This window comes from Streptomyces sp. NPDC001858, assembly GCF_053594615.1.
The window spans coordinates 41,907-58,066 of record NZ_JBSFEV010000041.1; the positions used below are offsets into that span (position 1 = coordinate 41,907).

The window sequence follows — 16,160 nt, forward strand, 5'->3', positions numbered from 1 at the left end:
TCGGAAACAGGTTCGGGAACAGGCTCGGGAACAGAGCTCGGAAACGCGCTCGGAAACAAGGCTGTGCGGAAACGGTCCGACAGCGGGTGAATGCGGTCTTCGATGGTCAGGATGGAGACATGGGATTCCATGTCGACTCCGAGGCCGGGCGGCTGCGCCGCGTCATCCTGCACCGGCCGGATCTCGAGCTCAAAAGGCTCACCCCCAGTAACAAGGACGCCCTTCTCTTCGACGACGTGCTGTGGGTGCGCCGGGCGCGCGCCGAGCACGACGGATTCGCCGACGTGCTGCGCGACCGCGGCGTCGCGGTCCACCTGTTCGGCGATCTGCTCACCGAGGCCCTGGAGATCCCGGTGGCCCGAGCGCTCGTCCTGGACCGGGTCTTCGACGAGAAGGAGTACGGCGTACTGGCCACCGACCACCTGCGCGCCGCCTTCGAGACCCTCCCCGCCCCGGAGTTGGTGGAGGCCCTCGTCGGCGGCATGACCAAGCGGGAGTTTCTGGAAGCGCATCCCGAGCCGACCTCCGTGCGCTTCCATGTCATGGACCTCGACGACTTCCTCCTCGACCCCCTCCCCAACCACCTCTTCACCCGCGACACCTCCGCCTGGATCTACGACGGCGTCGCCATCAACGCCATGCGCTGGCCGGCCCGGCAGCGCGAGACCGTCCACTTCGAGGCGATCTACCGGCACCATCCCCTCTTCCGCGGTGAAACGTTCCGCGTGTGGTCGGAGGGGCAGTCCGACTATCCGTCCACCATCGAGGGCGGCGACGTCCTCGTCATCGGCAACGGCGCCGTGCTGATCGGCATGAGCGAGCGCACCACCCCGCAGGCCGTCGAGATGCTCGCCCACAAGCTGTTCGACGCGGGCTCCGCCCAGAGCATCGTGGCCCTCGACATGCCCAAGCGGCGCGCCTTCATGCACCTCGACACCGTGATGACGATGGTCGACGCCGACGTCTTCACCCAGTACGCGGGCCTCGGCATGCTCCGCTCGTACACCATCGAGCCGGGTGTCGGCGAGAAGGAGCTGAAGGTCACCGATCATCCGCCGGAGCACATGCACCGGGCGATCGCCGCCGCGCTCGGCCTCAGCGAGATCCGGGTGCTCACGGCCACCCAGGACGTCCATGCGGCCGAGCGGGAACAGTGGGACGACGGATGCAACGTCCTCGCCGTGGAGCCGGGTGTCGTCATCGCTTACGAGCGCAATGTCACCACCAACACCCACCTGCGCAAACAGGGCGTCGAGGTGATCGAGATCCCGGGCAGCGAGCTCGGCCGGGGGCGTGGCGGGCCGCGCTGTATGAGCTGTCCGGTCGAGCGGAGCGCCGTCTAGGCGAGGAGGTGCGAAGGGGTGTCAGTACGTACGGGCGGCTTGCGCACATGCGTCTGTATAAAAATGCCGAGTCTCGTATAGACTTCCGAGGGTCCCTGTCACTGCAGTCACGGTCACCTCGCACTGCATTTCGTCACCGCACTTCTGGAGCGCCCCCATGGCGACAGTCCCGACCGCCCTCGCCGGCCGCCACTTCCTCAAGGAGCTGGACTTCACCGGAGAGGAGTTCCGCGGCCTGATCGAACTGGCCGCCGAGCTGAAGGCCGCCAAGAAGGCCGGGACCGAGGTCCAGCACCTGAGCCGGAAGAACATCGCGCTGATCTTCGAGAAGACCTCGACGCGCACCCGCTGCGCCTTCGAGGTCGCCGCCGCCGACCAGGGCGCCTCCACCACGTACCTCGACCCCTCCGGCTCGCAGATCGGCCACAAGGAGTCCGTGAAGGACACCGCGCGCGTGCTGGGGCGGATGTACGACGGCATCGAGTACCGCGGGGACAGCCAGCGCAAGGTCGAGGAGCTCGCCGCGCACGCGGGCGTCCCCGTCTTCAACGGTCTCACCGACGACTGGCACCCCACCCAGATGCTCGCCGACGTGCTGACCATGGTCGAGCATTGCGAGAAACCGCTTACGGACATCGCTTTCGCCTATCTCGGCGACGCCCGCTTCAACATGGGCAACTCCTACCTGGTCACCGGCGCCCTGCTCGGTATGGACGTCCGGATCGTCGCCCCGAAGTCCTACTGGCCCGCTCAGGAGGTCGTCGACCGGGCCCGCGAGCTCGCCGCGACCAGCGGGGCCCGGGTCACGCTCACCGAGTCGCTGGCGGAGGGCGTGCTGGGCGTCGACTTCGTCGCCACCGACGTGTGGGTCTCCATGGGCGAGCCCAAGGAGGTCTGGGACGAGCGGATCGCCGCCCTCGGCCCCTACGCCGTGACCATGGACGTCCTGCGCGCCACCGGAAACCCTGAGGTCAAGTTCATGCACTGCCTCCCGGCCTTCCACGACCTCGACACCAAGGTCGGCCGGGAGATCCACGAGCGCCACGGTCTGGACTCGCTGGAAGTGACGGACGAGGTCTTCGAGTCGGCCCACTCGGTCGTCTTCGACGAGGCGGAGAACCGTCTGCACACGATCAAGGCTGTACTGGTCGCCACCCTCGCCTGACCGCGCTCCGGCCGGAAACCGTTCTCACAACGAACGCGGACGCCACTGCGGTGGAACCGCGGTCAGCCTGAACCACACCGCCTTGCCCTGTTCCGTGGGCCGGTGCCCGCAGGACGAGCTGAGAGCGCGGATCAGCAGCAGCCCGCGCCCGTGCTCCTGCCAGGGGTCGGGCTCCTCGCCGGACGGCCGGGTGAGGTCGCCGGGGGGCACCGGGTCGGGGTCGTGCACCTCGACCTGGCAGCCGCTCGGCTGCAGCTCCACCACCAGCTCTATCGGCGCGTCCCCGGTGGTGTGCTCCACGGCGTTCGCCACCAGCTCGGCGGTGAGCAGCTCCGCGGTGTCGCTGTCCGCCCCGTGCTTCAGCTCGGCCAGCGCCGTACGGACCAGAGCGCGCGCCACCGGCACGGCCGCGGCGGAGTGCGGCAGTGCGATACGCCAGGAGGCGGCCGAATCGGAGGGGCGTTCGTGCAAGGCGAGTCCGTTCATGGCGCAGGTTCCTGTGATCGACATCAGGCGGTCCTGCTTTCAGCTTTAGGAATGGTACGGCGGCCTCCGGCAAGGCGCTCAGTGGGTGCCGCACAGGACCTTCGGTCCCGCTACCGGATGGCTTACCCGGCTGAACGGTTCCACTCGCGCACCTGATCCCGTTGTTACCGCGTTATTGACGACCGGTGACGTGTGTGACGAGCACGTGGCCTGCGGTGACATGACATGCGAGGGCAAGCGGTTACACGGCGATTTTGCCCGGCCGGACTATCGCGCACTCATGACGACAGTCACAGGAGGGTGATAACTTCGAAGGTGACTGTCGAGGAGGCCGCCCTGATGAGTCCCTTCACCGGCTCCGCCGCCCGCACCTCCGACTGGCGCCACCTGCGCGTCGAGCAGGCCGACGGCATCGCCACCGTCACGCTGGCCCGTCCCGAGAAACTCAACGCCCTCACCTTCGGCGCCTACGCCGACCTCCGCGACCTGCTCGCCGAGCTGTCCCGGGAGCGGTCGGTCCGCGCCCTGGTGCTGTCCGGCGAAGGCCGCGGCTTCTGCTCCGGCGGAGACGTCGACGAGATCATCGGCGCCACCCTCGGCATGGACACCGCCCAGCTTCTCGACTTCAACCGGATGACCGGCCAGGTCGTGCGGGCCGTACGGGAGTGCCCGTTCCCGGTGATCGCGGCCGTGCACGGAGTCGCGGCGGGCGCCGGCGCGGTCCTCGCCCTGGCCGCGGACTTCCGGGTCGCCGACCCCAGCGCCCGCTTCGCCTTCCTCTTCACCCGCGTCGGCCTCTCCGGCGGCGACATGGGCGCCGCCTACCTCCTGCCGCGGGTCGTCGGCCTCGGCCACGCCACCCGGCTGCTCATGCTCGGCGAACCCGTCCGCGCCCCCGAGGCCGAGCGGATCGGCCTGATCAGCGAGCTGACGGAGGAGGGCCGGGCCGACGAGCGCGCACAGGAACTGGCCCGCCGCCTGGCCGACGGCCCCGCACTGGCGTACGCCCAGACGAAGGCGTTGCTGACCGCCGAACTCGACATGCCGCTGGCGGCAGCGATCGAAATGGACGCCTCCACCCAGGCGCTGCTCATGAACGGCGAGGACTACGCCGAGTTCCACGCGGCTTTCACGGAAAAACGACCTCCCAAGTGGCGGGGGCGGTGAACATGCCGACCCGAGGGACGCCGGACGCTGCCGATCCGCGGCCCGGCAGCGCGGCGCGACCGGCCACAACGCAGCCGCAGCCGCAGCCGCAGCCGCAGCCGCCTCCAGCGGCCAGCCGCCCCCTACGAGTCGCGATCATCGGCGGCGGCCCCGGCGGCCTGTACGCGGCGGCGCTGCTCAAACGACTCGACCCGTCCCGAGAAGTAACGCTGTGGGAACGCAACGCTCCCGACGACACCTTCGGCTTCGGCGTGGTCCTCTCCGACGAGACCCTGGGCGGCATCGAACACGCCGACCCGGTCGTCTACGCCGCTCTCCGACAGGACTTCGTCCGCTGGGACGACATCGACATCGTCCACCGAGGCACCCGCCACACCTCCGGCGGACACGGCTTCGCCGCCCTGGGCCGGCGCAGGCTCCTGGAGATCCTGCACGAACGCTGCCGCTCCCTCGGCGTCGACCTGCGCTTCCACATGGAGGCGCCGTACCCCGCCTGGCTGGCGGAGGAGTACGACCTCGTCATCGCCGCGGACGGCGTGCACAGCACCACCCGTGAGGCGTACGCGCACGTTTTCCGGCCCCATGTGGTCAGCCACCGCTGCCGTTACATCTGGCTCGCCGCCGACTTCGCCTTCGACGCCTTCCGTTTCGAGATCGCCGAGACCCAGCACGGCGTGATGCAGCTGCACGGTTACCCCTATTCCGCCGACGCCTCCACGGTGATCGTCGAGATGCGCGAAGACGTCTGGCGGGCAACCGGTTTCGATGAACTCGACGAGCGGGAGTCGGTCGAGCGCTGCGCCAAGATCTTCGCGGACGCGCTCGGCGGACGTTCCCTCAAGACCAACAACTCCACCTGGACCACGTTCCGCACGGTCGTCAACGAGCGTTGGTCCCACGACAACATCGTCCTGCTCGGCGACGCCGCGCACACCGCTCACTTCTCCATCGGCTCCGGCACCAAGCTCGCCGTCGAGGACGCGCTCGCGCTGGCCGCCTGCCTGGAGGAACACCCCGATCTCCCAGCGGCGTTGACCGCCTACGAGGAGGAGCGCAGGCCCGTCGTCGCCTCCACCCAGCGGGCCGCCCGCGCCAGCCTGGAGTGGTTCGAGAACCTCGGCCTCTACCTCGATCAACCGCCCCGACGGTTCGCCTTCAACCTGCTCACCCGCAGCCGCCGCGTCACGCACGACAACCTCCGGCTGCGCGACCCGCACTTCACCGAGGCCGTGGAGCGGGAGTTCGGCTGCCCGCCCGGGACGCCCCCGATGTTCACGCCGTTCCGGCTGCGCGGGCTGACCCTGCGCAATCGCGTCGTCGTCTCGCCCATGGACATGTACTCCGCGGTGGACGGCTTCCCCGGCGACTTCCACCTCGTCCACCTCGGCGCCCGCGCCCTCGGCGGGGCCGGACTCGTGATGACCGAGATGGTGTGCGTGTCCCCCGAGGGACGCATCACCCCCGGCTGCACCGGCCTCTACACCGCCCGGCAGGCCGACGGCTGGCGGCGGATCACCGACTTCGTGCACGAGAAGGCACCGGGCGCCGCGATCGGTGTCCAGCTCGGCCACTCCGGGCGCAAGGGCTCCACGAAGCTGATGTGGGAGGGCATGGACGAACCCCTGCCCGACGGCAACTGGCCGCTCGTGGCAGCCTCCCCACTCCGTTACAAGCCGGACAGCCAGCTGCCCCGCGAACTCGGCCGAGCCCAACTCACCGACCTGCGTGAACAGTTCACGACCGCAGCCGCCCGCGCCGCCCGCTGCGGATTCGACCTGCTCGAACTGCACTGCGCACACGGCTACTTGCTGTCCGGATTCCTCTCCCCGCTGACCAACCGGCGCACGGACGCGTACGGAGGCTCACTCGACAGACGACTGCGCTTCCCGCTCGAGGTCTTCGACGCCGTCCGCGAGGTCTGGCCGGCGGAACGGCCGATGACCGTCCGTATCTCGGCCACCGACTGGGCACAGGGCGGGACTTCGGCCGACGACGCCGTCGAGACGGCCCGTGCCTTCGCCGAGCACGGCGCCGACGCGATCGACGTGTCGACCGGGCAGGTGGTGGCCGAGGAACGGCCCGACTTCGGACGCTCGTACCAGACGCCGTTCGCGGACCGCATCCGGCACGAAGCGGGCGTCCCCGTGATCGCGGTCGGCGCGATCTCCTCCTGGGACGACGTCAACTCGCTGATCCTCGCGGGCCGCACCGACCTCTGCGCACTCGCCCGGCCCCACCTCTACGACCCCAACTGGACCCTGCACGCGGCCGCCGAGCAGGGCTATGCCGGCCCGGGCGTGGACTGGCCGGCCCCCTACCGGGCGGGCAGCCGACCCCCGCGCGCCGGACGCACGGACGCACCCAAACCCCGGCTGAAGCTCACGAGTTGAGCTCACGGTGCAGTCGGGAGACCTCACACCCCCGCGAACTCCGCCCCCGCATTCCGCAGTCGCTCGTGCAGCCCCTGGAACACGGCCGCCGACCGGGTGCCCGGCCAGTCCGCCGGCAGCAGACGGGCCGGCAGACCCGGGTCCGTGTAGGGCAGGTGGCGCCAGGAGTCCAGGGCGAGGAGATAGTCGCGGTAGGCCTCCTGCGCCGGGGTGTCCGACCGCTGCTGCCAGGCGTGCAGCACGCGCGCATGGCGGTCGAGGAACGCCTCGTGCTCCTTGGCGATGGCCGCCAGGTCCCACCAGCGGGCGACGGCCTCGACGGTCGGCGCGAAACCGAGGTGCTCGCCGCGGAAGAGGTCGACATACGGGTCGAGGCGCAGTCGACGCAGAGTGTGCCGGGTCTCGTCGTGCAGCCGCGCCGGTGCGATCCACACCCCGGGCGCCGCCGTACCGAAGCCCAGCCCGGCCAGCCGGGACCGCAGCACGTGCCGCTTCTGCCGCTCCGACTCCGGGACGGAGAACACCGCCAGCACCCAGCCGTCGTCCGCGGGCGGCGCCGTGGCGTAGATGCGCCGGTCGCCGTCGTCCAGCAACTGCCGTGCCTCGTCGGAGAGTTCGTAGCCGGCCGCGCCCTGTGCCGTGCGGGCCGGCAGGAGCAGTCCGCGGCGCTTGAGTCTGGACACCGAGGAGCGTACGGAGGGCGCGTCGACGCCCACGGCGGCGAGCAGCCGGATCAGCTCGGCGACGGGCACCGGGCCCGGGGCGAAGCGGCCGTACGCGCCGTAGAGCGTGACGATGAGAGACCGAGGTGCGGGCTGATCGGACACGTTGATCATCTTAGGTCTTCGGTATCAGTGCTGGTCACCATTGGTGTAACCGCTTGCCCGCAACCTGAATCTCTGCAGCTTCCCGGTCGCGGTGCGCGGCAGCGCGTCCAGGAGGGCCAACTCGCGCGGACACTTGTACGGTGCCAGTTCCTCCTTCAGGAAGGCGCGCAGCGCCTCCGTGTCGCGCCGGGCGCCCTCCCGCAGGACGGCGAACGCGACGACCGTCTGTCCCCGGTGCTCGTCGGGCCGGCCCACGACCGCCGCCTCGACCACGTCCGGGTGGCGCAACAACGCCTCCTCGACCTCGGGGCCGGCGATGTTGTACCCGGCCGAGATGATCATGTCGTCGGCCCGGGCGACGTAACGGAAATAGCCGTCGGCCTCGCGCACGTAGGTGTCGCCGGTGATGTTCCATCCGTCGCGCACGTACTGCTGCTGTCGCGGGTCGGCGAGGTAGCGGCAGCCGATCGGGCCGCGCACGGCGAGCAGTCCGGGCTCGCCGTCGGGCACGGGCGCGCCGGCCGCGTCCTGCACGCGCGCCTGCCAGCCCGGGACGGGGGCGCCGGTGGTGCCGGGGCGGATCTGCTCGTCGGCGGCGGAGATGAAGATGTGCAGCAGTTCGGTGGCGCCGATGCCGTTGATCAGCCGCAGCCCGGTCCGCTCGTGCCAGGCGTGCCAGGTGGCGGCGGGCAGGTTCTCACCGGCGGAGACGCAGCGCCGCAGCGACGACAGGTCGTGGGCGTCGACACCGCCGGGGTCATCGAGGTTGCCGAGCTCGCCGAGCATCGCGCGGTACGCGGTGGGCGCTGTGAACAGCACGCTCACCCGGTGCTCGGCGATCGCGCGCAACAGTTGCCGGGGGCCCGCCTGTTCCAGCAGCAGCGCGCTGGCGCCGGCCCGCATCGGGAAGACGACGAGTCCGCCGAGGCCGAAGGTGAAGCCGAGCGGGGGACTACCGGCGAAGACATCGCTGGAAAGCGGTTTCACCACATGCCGCGAGAAGGTGTCGGCGATCGCCAGCACATCCCGGTGGAAATGCATGCATCCCTTCGGACGGCCGGTCGTGCCGGAGGTGAACGCGATCAGCGCAACATCGTCGGAAGCGGTTTCGACAGCTTCGTACGGCTCGGTCGGCGCAGGGCGGTTCAGCAGATCGTCGGCGGCGTCACCCCCGTATGTCGTGATCCGCAGCCCGGGGATGTCCGCCTTGACGAGGTCGTCGACCGCCCTGATGTCGCACAGCGCGTGCTGCACGTGCGCGATCTCGCACATCGTGCGCAGCTCGTTCGGCCGCTGCTGAGCCAGGACGGTGACCGCGATCGCGCCCGCTTTCAGCACCGCCAGCCAGCAGGCCGCGAGCCAGGGCGTGGTCGGCCCGCGCAGCAGCACCCGGTTGCCGGGGACGACCCCGAGCCCGTCGGTGAGCACATGCGCGATCCGGTCGACGCGGGCGCGCAGCTCCCCGTACGCCCAAGGCGGTCCGGCGAGGGTGTGGAACACGGGTCGGTCGGGGGCGGCGCGGTCGAGCAGCTCGGCGGCGCAGTTCACGCGTTCGGGGTAGTCCAGTTCGGGCAGCTCGAAGCGTAGATCGGGCCACTCGCCGGGCGGCGGGAGGTGATCGCGCGCGAAGGTGTCGACGTGGGCCGAGACGTTCATAGGGCGTTCAACCCCTTGCCTGGAGGGACGGTCCGGCTGGGCGTCGTAGCAGGCTCGCGCAACGAGCGTATCGCGTCGGTGACGACAGTCAACGGTACGCGATACCGTCTGGGGTGTGCGGTAGACAGGCACGGCAGAGGGGACAGGCGATGCCCGCATTCTCGCTCGAACCGGCACAGACCGCCTGGTGTGCGGAGCTGCGCACGCTGGCCGCCGACCGGCTGCGCCCGCTCGCCGAGAAGGGGGAACCGGGCCGCGTCAACCGTCCGCTCGTGGCCGAACTCGGCCGGCTCGGCCTGCTGTCCCGGCTGTTCACCTCCGGCGCCGTCGACCTCTGTCTGATGCGCGAGTCCCTCGCGTACGCCTGCACGGAGGCGGAGACCGCCCTCGCGCTGCAAGGGCTGGGCGCGCATCCGGTCCACGCGCACGGCACCCCCGCTCAGCGGGAGCGTTGGCTGCCGGGTGTCGCCGACGGCAGCGTGGTGGCCGCCTTCGCGCTGAGCGAGCCGGGCGCGGGCTCGGACGCGGCGGCGTTGTCGCTGGCCGCCGAGCGGGACGGCCCGGGCGGCACCGGCTCCGGCACCGGCCTCGGCTCCGGCTACAGCTGGCGGCTCACCGGTGAGAAGTGCTGGATCTCGAACGCGCCCGAGGCCGATCTCTATACCGTTTTCGCCCGGACGACTCCCGGGGCGGGATCACGTGGCGTAACCGCTTTCCTCGTCCCCGCCGACCGCCCCGGTCTCACCGGCTCCGCCCTCGACATGCTCTCCCCGCATCCCATCGGAGCCCTCCGCTTTGACGCCGTACCGGTCACGGCGGACGATGTGCTCGGCGAAGTCGACCGCGGCTTCCGGGTCGCCATGGGCACGCTCAATCTGTTCCGCCCCAGCGTCGGCGCCTTCGCCGTCGGCATGGCCCAGGCCGCCCTCGACGCCACCCTCGCCCACACGGCCGAACGGGACGCGTTCGACGGCAAGTTGAGGGACCTTCAGGTGGTGGCCCACCAGGTCGCCGAGATGGCTCTGCGGACGGAAGCGGCCCGTCTGATGGTCCACGCGGCGGCGACGGCGTACGACAGCCGCGCGCCGGACGTCCCGAAGCGCGTCGCGATGGCCAAGCTGCTCGCCACCGAGACCGCGCAGTACGTCGTCGACACGGCCGTCCAACTCCATGGCGCACGAGCGCTGCGCCGCGGTCATCTCCTCGAACACCTCTACCGCGAGGTGCGCGCGCCGCGCATCTACGAGGGGGCCAGCGAGGTCCAACGCGGCATCATCGCCAGGGAGTTGTACACGGAGTACGCAGAGCGCGTCGATCTGGAGGCCCGGTGACCACCCAGCGCGTCAACCCGCCCGAACTCTCCCCGCCCACCGGTTTCTCCCACGCCGTCGTCGCCACCGGCGGCCGCATCGTCTTCCTGGCCGGCCAGACCGCGTTGGACGTCGACGGAAAGGTCGTCGGGGAGACGCTGCCGCGGCAGTTCGCGCAGGCGCTCGCCAACCTGCTGGCCGCGCTGACGGCGGCGGGCGGCACGGCGTCGGACCTGGCGCGCGTCACGGTCTATGTCACGGACGTCGCCGCGTATCGGGAGCATGCCGCCGAACTGGGCCGAATCTGGCGGGAGTCGGCGGGCCGGGAGTACCCGGCGATGGCAGTCGTCGGAATCGTACGGCTCTGGGACGAGCAGGCCCTCGTCGAACTGGACGGGTTCGCCGTGCTGGACCGGTGAGCCGGCCGTCAGGCCCGGCCGGACGGCCGGGATGCGCGGCTGGAGTCGGTGAGCGGAGCGAATCAGCGGAGTGGTTGATCGGGATCAGGCCGCGACGGCCAGTCGCTGCGTGGTCACCCGGTGCGGGTCCACGACGCGGCCGTCGGGGAGGAGCTCGCCGGAGTCGTCGAAGACGATCGTGCCGTCGCACATCAGGTTCCAGCCCTGCTCGGGGTGGGCGGCGACGACGTGCACGGGGTGAGCGTCGGAGAGCTGGTGGGAACACATGGCGCACCTCCACGTCGGTGGGGTCGGCCGTCCGGTCGGCCCGTATGGGTAGACCATGCGCCCGCCCCGGAGCCGTCGCCAGGGGGTGCCCGAAAGCGTGACAGCACCAGGACAACTCCATGACCGTTCGTCGACGACGGGTGCGGACTCGCCACCGAAGGAGTGACGGTCACCGTCCGGCGTGCGCCCGCCCGGTACCAGTGGAGGCCCCCACAACAGGAGGTTCTTCCATGTCGTTGCGTTCTGTCCTGTTCGCGGCCCTCGGCGCCGCCCTGCTCCTGCCCGCCGCGACGGCGATCACCGCCGTCGCGGCCCCGGCGGAGTCCGTCACCGTCGACCCGGTCGGCCGTATCGCCTCCGACGGCACCGTCACGCTGTCCGGGACGTACCGCTGCGTCGGCGGCACGGGTCCGGTCTTCGTCAGCTCCTCCGTCCGTCAGAACTCCGAGAACTCCCGGCACGGCGTCGGCGGCACCCGCGCCGTGTGCGACGGAGCCGAGCACGCCTGGAAGAACTCCGGCAAGGTCACCCCGGCCGACCTCGCACCCGGCGTGGCCCACGTCGAGGCGACGCTGATGGAACTCAGCGCCGAGGGCGGCCTGCCCCTGCCCCGCTTCCACGCGGTGAAGGAGCAGTACATCACGCTCGTCGAGGGCTGAGCGGCCGGACCGGGACGCGGTGTCGTACGGCACCGCGTCCCGGTCGGCGGACCGTTCGTTTCGCGGCCGGCGAGGAGTCCGCGTCACGTCTCGGCGAGTCCGTAGCGGGCGTGCAGACGTGCCAGTGGGGCGGGCGCCCACCAGTTGGTCCGGCCCGCCAGGTGCATGAGCGCGGGAGCCAGCAGGATGCGGATCACGGTCACGTCCAGCAGGATCGTGACGACCATGCCGACGCCGACGATCTTCAGCGGGACGACGGGCGAGGAAGCCTGCCCCAGGAAGACCACGATGATGAGCGCGGCGGCGGAGGTGATCAGGGGAGCCGTGCGCCGCACCGCGGCCTCGATGGCGGCGGAGTTGTCCCCCAGGGTCAGATAGCTCTCGCGGAACGCGGAGAGCAGGAACACCTCGTAGTCCATGGAGAGCCCGAAGGCGATGGCGATCACCAGGATGGGCATCATGATGTCGGTGGTGCCGACCGGGGTGAACGAGCCGACAAGACCCTGCAGATGGCCCTCCTGGAAGATGAAGACCATCGCGCCGAGGGCCGCGGTCATGCTCAGTCCGGTCAGCAGGAGCGCCTTCAGCGGTACCAGCACGCTGCCGGTGAAGGCGAACAGCAGTACGAACATGGACAGGGCCACCCACACGACCGCGAGCGGCACACGATCGGCGAGCGCGTTCCTGGTGTCCTGGAGCAGGGCGACGCTGCCGCCCAACAGCGGTGGTACGGGCGCGGACACGTGACGCACGGCTTCCAGCGAGCGCAGAGCCCGGTCGCCGTCGGACCGGTCGCCGGCCAGCGTGACCCTGAGCCAGGTGTCGACGCCATGCGTGTAGGAGCGCGCGGCGGCCGGAGCCGACGGCTGCCGCGCGCCTTGCGCGTAGGCGCCGGCCGCGCCTTCGACGTGACGCACGCCCGGGACGCGCGAGAGGGCGCGTGCGTAGTCCCCGGTGCCGGCCGGAGCCTGTCGGCCGTCCGCCGCGCCGGGGAGCACCACCGCGATCTGGGGCGCGGACAGCTGCGGGAAATCCTCGCGTACGCGGTCGGAGGCCGTCCTGACGGCGGTCCCGGCGGGGAGCGCTCGGTCGTCCGGGAAGCCGAAGGACACTCCCGGGAACGGCGCGGCCAGCGTCACCAGAAGGACCGTCACCGCCGCAGCCACCAGCGCCGGGGCGCGCCGTACCAGCCGGGCACTGGCGGACCACACCCAGCTCGTGGCCCTCTTCGCGGGCCCTTCGCCTTCGCCTTCGCCTTCGCCGTCGCGGGTACGGCGTGCGGTCCCGGTCTGCAGCCGACGGCCCAACAACGCGAGCGCGGCCGGCAGGACCACCCCGGTGGCCAGCGCGGACAGCAGCGTCACGAGGATTCCGCCGTAGGCCACGGTCCGCAGGAACATCGTCGGGAAGACGAGCAACGCGGCCAGGGACAACGAGACCGCCACCGCCGAATACGCCACGGTCCGGCCCGCTGTGGCCATCGTCGTCCGCAGCGCCGCCCCCGTGTCCGCGCCGGAGTCGAGTTCACTGCGGAACCGCGTCACCATGAACAGGCTGTAGTCGACGGCCAGGCCGAAACCGAGGGCGCTGGCGATGTTGAGGGCGAAGACGCTGACCGGCGTGAGCGTCGCCAGTGTGCCGAGCAGCGCCGCCGTCGCCGTCACGGACAGCACGCCGACGAGGACGGGAAGCAGCGCGGCCAGCAGGCTGCGGAAGACCAGGATCAGCAGGAGCAGCACCAGTGGCGCGGTCAACAGCTCGGCGCGGATCAGGTCGCGATGGCTCTGCTCCTGCAGTGCGTCCAGGACCGCGGAGGATCCGGCGGCCGCCACGGTGACCGGCCCGTGCCGACCGAGGACGGACGGCAGCAGGCGCGTCACAGCCTCGCTGACCTCTTTCTCGTCCCCCCGGTATTTCACGGCGATCACGGCGCTTCGGCCGTCTCGGGCGCGCAGGGCCGGATCGCCGCCCCAGAATGACGAGACATAGTGGATCGGGGCCGCCCGCCGCACGGTCCGGGTCAGGTCCTGGCCCGCCTTCGCAACGGCCGGGGCGTCGACCGGGCGCTTTTTGTCACGCGCTTCCACGAGCAGAAGTACGTCGGGGCTGCCGGCGCCGAACTTCGCGCCCAGGATGCGCTCCGCCCGGACCGAAGCGGCTGACGGCGGATACATTCCACCGGCCATGAGCCGGTCCGACGTGAGCGCCGCGACGAGACCCGAGAGCAGGACGCACAGGGCGGCGACGGCCAGAACCGCGCGGGCACGGAAATGAGAAAATCCGACCATATTATTCATGCCGATCGCGTTATTCCGGGAAATTGGGAGGATCGGCACAGTACCACCGAAGACGGCGGACCCGGCGCGAGGAAATCGCATGGATTTTCTGCCCGCTGACCAGGGAAACGTCTCTTCTTTTCGCCGGTCTTTTCGCCAGGATTTTCCCTTTGCGGGGAGGCGTTTTCTTTATCCGGCCAACAGTCCGCGTACGCCGTGTCCTCCGCCCGAGCGGGGCGTTGGTGGATCAGACCCATGATCGTGAATCGACTGCGACAAGGAGAGTCCGGACTGTGTCGGTCTCGCCCCCTGAGCCTTCCGGTGTCGCCGACAGGGATTCGGCCTGGCCGGCCCTGCCGCCGCACCATCCTGTGGCGCGACTGCGCCGCCTCGCCCACGACCGGCCCCACGACATCGCCTACCGCTTCGTCGGCAGCCGCGGCGGAACCGTGGACGAACCGCTCACCTGGACCTACGCGGAGCTGGACCGCCGGGTCCGCTCCGTCGCCGCCGAACTCCAGTCACGGTGTGCGCCGGGGAGCCGGGCCGCTCTGGTCTGCCCGCAGGGTCCGCACTACGTCACGGCCTTCCTCGCCTGCCTGTACGCGGGAGTCGTCGCCGTCCCGCTCTGCGAGGCCGACTCGGCCGGGGGCGCCGACCGGCTGTCGTCGGTCCTGCCCAGTTCCGGCGTCCAGGTGGTGCTCACCGACGACGCGGGCGGCGAGGACGTCCGCCGCCTGCTGGCCGGCGATCCGCGGCTCACCGGATACGAGGTGATCCGGACCGACGAGGTGGCCGGTGACGGGTGCGATGACAGGTCCGGTCACGGGTCCGGGGACGGGTCCGGGGACTGGCTGCCCGTCGATCTGGCTCCGGAAGCGGTCGCCTACCTCCAGTACACCTCCGGGTCGACGTCCGCCCCGCGCGGCGTGCAGATCACGCACGGAAACATCGCCCGCGCCGTGGCTCAGGTACGTACGGCGTTCCGGGTCGGCCCGTCGAGCGTCGCCGTCAGCTGGCTGCCGCTCTACCACGATCTGGGCCTGATGCTGGGTGTCCTGGGCCCGCTGGGGCTGGGCCTGACCTGCGTCCTGATGGGGCCGGCCGACTTCATCCGCAGACCGCTCACCTACCTCCGCGCGATCAGCCGGTGGCGCGGCACCATCACCTCCGGGCCGTGTTTCAACCTCGACCTGTGCGTGGACCGGGTGCGCGGAACCGCCCTCGACGACCTGGACCTGTCCAGCCTGCGCGTGCTGGGCAACGGCGGTGAGCAGGTCAGGGCGGCGACCCTGCGCCGATTCTCCGAGCACTTCGCGCCGTGCGGATTCCGCCCCGAGGCGCACACTCCGTCCTACGGGCTCGCCGAGGCCACCCTGGTGGTCACCTGCGTCCCCCTGGACGAGGCGCCCCGGGTACTCGTCTGCGACCGGGAGGCGCTGGCCCGTGCGGACGTGGTCGCGGCAGACGCCGGCACGGCGCCCGAGCAGGTCGTGGAACTGGTCAGCTGCGGGGTGCCCGTGGAGCAGCGGGTCTGCGTCACCGACCCGGCCGGCCGGGTGCTGCCCGAGCGCCGGGTCGGAGAGATCTGGACCCGCGGCGGGAACGTGAGCCCCGGCTACGCGGGAGATCCCGGCATCGGGACCTTCCACGACCGGCCCAGGGAGGCGGACGGCGACGATGCGGACGGCGATGTGGACGGTGCCTGGCTGCGCAGCGGCGACCTCGGGTTCCTGGCGGACGGTCAGCTGTATGTGACCGGACGGGTCAAGGATGTCGTCATCATCAACGGCCGCAACCACTGGCCCACCGATCTGGAGGCCACCGTCGAAGACGCCGTGCCCGCCTTCCGGCCGAACCGGATCGCCGCTTTCCGCTTCGACGTCACCGGCCGCGAACGCCTGGTCATGGTCGCCGAAGTGGATCCCAGGGCGGTACGCGAGCAGCAGATGACGGACACCGTCGTGGAGCAGGCGGTGCGCACGGCGCTGCTGGCGAGGCACGGCGTCGAACTGCACGAACTGGTTCCCGTACAGCCGGGGAGTCTGCCCATGACCAGCAGCGGCAAGCTCCGGCGCGGGGCGTGCCGGGAAGCGTACGCGTCGGGTCGGCTGGTCCGGTCGGCCGTCCTCGGATAGCTGCCGTCCTCGGATAGCTCCCGTCCCGTCTCGCGGGGGCCGACCGGCGCACCGTCC

Annotated in this window: 13 protein-coding genes; 8 read left to right on the forward strand and 5 right to left on the reverse strand. The window is 70.8% G+C overall.

The features are described 5' to 3' along the window. Window positions 1-119 precede the first annotated feature (119 nt). Both ACWCPF_RS37780 and argF read left to right on the forward strand, forming a co-directional pair. Entirely contained in the window at window positions 120-1,343 is a 1,224-nt protein-coding gene (locus ACWCPF_RS37780; RefSeq protein ID WP_451049655.1) for an arginine deiminase, read from the forward strand. 157 nt (window positions 1,344-1,500) lie between these two features. Further along, on the forward strand, window positions 1,501-2,508 hold the full coding sequence (gene argF, locus ACWCPF_RS37785; RefSeq protein ID WP_451049656.1) for an ornithine carbamoyltransferase: 1,008 nt from the start codon (window positions 1,501-1,503) through the stop codon (window positions 2,506-2,508). 24 nt (window positions 2,509-2,532) lie between these two features. Here argF and ACWCPF_RS37790 read toward each other — a convergent pair whose 3' ends face one another. Next, window positions 2,533-2,994 (reverse strand): ATP-binding protein, encoded by a 462-nt coding sequence (locus ACWCPF_RS37790; RefSeq protein ID WP_451049675.1) that lies wholly within the window; start codon window positions 2,992-2,994, stop codon window positions 2,533-2,535. 339 nt (window positions 2,995-3,333) lie between these two features. On the opposite strand from ACWCPF_RS37790, the gene ACWCPF_RS37795 reads away from it, so the two are divergent. Then, on the forward strand, window positions 3,334-4,161 hold the full coding sequence (locus ACWCPF_RS37795; protein ID WP_451049657.1) for an enoyl-CoA hydratase family protein: 828 nt from the start codon (window positions 3,334-3,336) through the stop codon (window positions 4,159-4,161). A 2-nt stretch (window positions 4,162-4,163) separates the two neighbouring features. Next, window positions 4,164-6,551 carry a bifunctional salicylyl-CoA 5-hydroxylase/oxidoreductase gene (locus ACWCPF_RS37800; RefSeq protein WP_451049658.1) on the forward strand — a complete coding sequence of 796 codons (2,388 nt, stop codon included), beginning with the start codon at window positions 4,164-4,166 and terminating at the stop codon, window positions 6,549-6,551. A 23-nt stretch (window positions 6,552-6,574) separates the two neighbouring features. On the opposite strand, the gene ACWCPF_RS37805 is transcribed toward ACWCPF_RS37800, so the two are convergent. Both ACWCPF_RS37805 and ACWCPF_RS37810 read right to left on the reverse strand, forming a co-directional pair. Continuing rightward, on the reverse strand, window positions 6,575-7,387 hold the full coding sequence (locus ACWCPF_RS37805; RefSeq protein WP_451049659.1) for a PaaX family transcriptional regulator: 813 nt from the start codon (window positions 7,385-7,387) through the stop codon (window positions 6,575-6,577). A 15-nt stretch (window positions 7,388-7,402) separates the two neighbouring features. Continuing rightward, window positions 7,403-9,034: an AMP-binding protein gene (locus ACWCPF_RS37810; RefSeq protein WP_451049660.1), complete on the reverse strand. Its 1,632-nt coding sequence runs from the start codon at window positions 9,032-9,034 to the stop codon at window positions 7,403-7,405. A 149-nt stretch (window positions 9,035-9,183) separates the two neighbouring features. On the opposite strand from ACWCPF_RS37810, the gene ACWCPF_RS37815 reads away from it, so the two are divergent. Continuing rightward, window positions 9,184-10,365 (forward strand): acyl-CoA dehydrogenase family protein, encoded by a 1,182-nt coding sequence (locus ACWCPF_RS37815; protein WP_451049661.1) that lies wholly within the window; start codon window positions 9,184-9,186, stop codon window positions 10,363-10,365. Further along, window positions 10,362-10,763: a RidA family protein gene (locus ACWCPF_RS37820; protein WP_451049662.1), complete on the forward strand. Its 402-nt coding sequence runs from the start codon at window positions 10,362-10,364 to the stop codon at window positions 10,761-10,763. Before ACWCPF_RS37815 ends, ACWCPF_RS37820 begins: the two co-directional genes overlap by 4 nt. Before the next feature lie 84 nt (window positions 10,764-10,847). On the opposite strand, the gene ACWCPF_RS37825 is transcribed toward ACWCPF_RS37820, so the two are convergent. Further along, a complete protein-coding gene (locus tag ACWCPF_RS37825; RefSeq protein ID WP_451049663.1) occupies window positions 10,848-11,030 on the reverse strand; it encodes a DUF5999 family protein in 183 nt (60 codons plus the stop codon). Between the two features lie 230 nt (window positions 11,031-11,260). On the opposite strand from ACWCPF_RS37825, the gene ACWCPF_RS37830 reads away from it, so the two are divergent. Continuing rightward, on the forward strand, window positions 11,261-11,689 hold the full coding sequence (locus tag ACWCPF_RS37830) for a DUF6299 family protein (RefSeq protein ID WP_451049664.1): 429 nt from the start codon (window positions 11,261-11,263) through the stop codon (window positions 11,687-11,689). 83 nt (window positions 11,690-11,772) lie between these two features. Here ACWCPF_RS37830 and ACWCPF_RS37835 read toward each other — a convergent pair whose 3' ends face one another. Further along, window positions 11,773-13,977 carry an MMPL family transporter gene (locus tag ACWCPF_RS37835; RefSeq protein ID WP_451049665.1) on the reverse strand — a complete coding sequence of 735 codons (2,205 nt, stop codon included), beginning with the start codon at window positions 13,975-13,977 and terminating at the stop codon, window positions 11,773-11,775. 281 nt (window positions 13,978-14,258) lie between these two features. On the opposite strand from ACWCPF_RS37835, the gene ACWCPF_RS37840 reads away from it, so the two are divergent. Further along, complete coding sequence (locus ACWCPF_RS37840) at window positions 14,259-16,103, forward strand: fatty acyl-AMP ligase (RefSeq protein ID WP_451049666.1); 1,845 nt, start codon at window positions 14,259-14,261, stop codon at window positions 16,101-16,103. The last annotated feature ends 57 nt before the right edge of the window (window positions 16,104-16,160 follow it).

Coding starts and splice junctions, on each gene's coding strand:
- ACWCPF_RS37780 (WP_451049655.1), top strand. CDS start 120: ATGGGATTCCATGTCGACTCCGAGGCCGGGCGGCTGCGCCGCGTCATC.
- argF (WP_451049656.1), top strand. CDS start 1,501: ATGGCGACAGTCCCGACCGCCCTCGCCGGCCGCCACTTCCTCAAGGAG.
- ACWCPF_RS37790 (WP_451049675.1), bottom strand. CDS start 2,994: ATGAACGGACTCGCCTTGCACGAACGCCCCTCCGATTCGGCCGCCTCC.
- ACWCPF_RS37795 (WP_451049657.1), top strand. CDS start 3,334: ATGAGTCCCTTCACCGGCTCCGCCGCCCGCACCTCCGACTGGCGCCAC.
- ACWCPF_RS37800 (WP_451049658.1), top strand. CDS start 4,164: ATGCCGACCCGAGGGACGCCGGACGCTGCCGATCCGCGGCCCGGCAGC.
- ACWCPF_RS37805 (WP_451049659.1), bottom strand. CDS start 7,387: ATGATCAACGTGTCCGATCAGCCCGCACCTCGGTCTCTCATCGTCACG.
- ACWCPF_RS37810 (WP_451049660.1), bottom strand. CDS start 9,034: ATGAACGTCTCGGCCCACGTCGACACCTTCGCGCGCGATCACCTCCCG.
- ACWCPF_RS37815 (WP_451049661.1), top strand. CDS start 9,184: ATGCCCGCATTCTCGCTCGAACCGGCACAGACCGCCTGGTGTGCGGAG.
- ACWCPF_RS37825 (WP_451049663.1), bottom strand. CDS start 11,030: ATGTGTTCCCACCAGCTCTCCGACGCTCACCCCGTGCACGTCGTCGCC.
- ACWCPF_RS37830 (WP_451049664.1), top strand. CDS start 11,261: ATGTCGTTGCGTTCTGTCCTGTTCGCGGCCCTCGGCGCCGCCCTGCTC.
- ACWCPF_RS37835 (WP_451049665.1), bottom strand. CDS start 13,977: ATGGTCGGATTTTCTCATTTCCGTGCCCGCGCGGTTCTGGCCGTCGCC.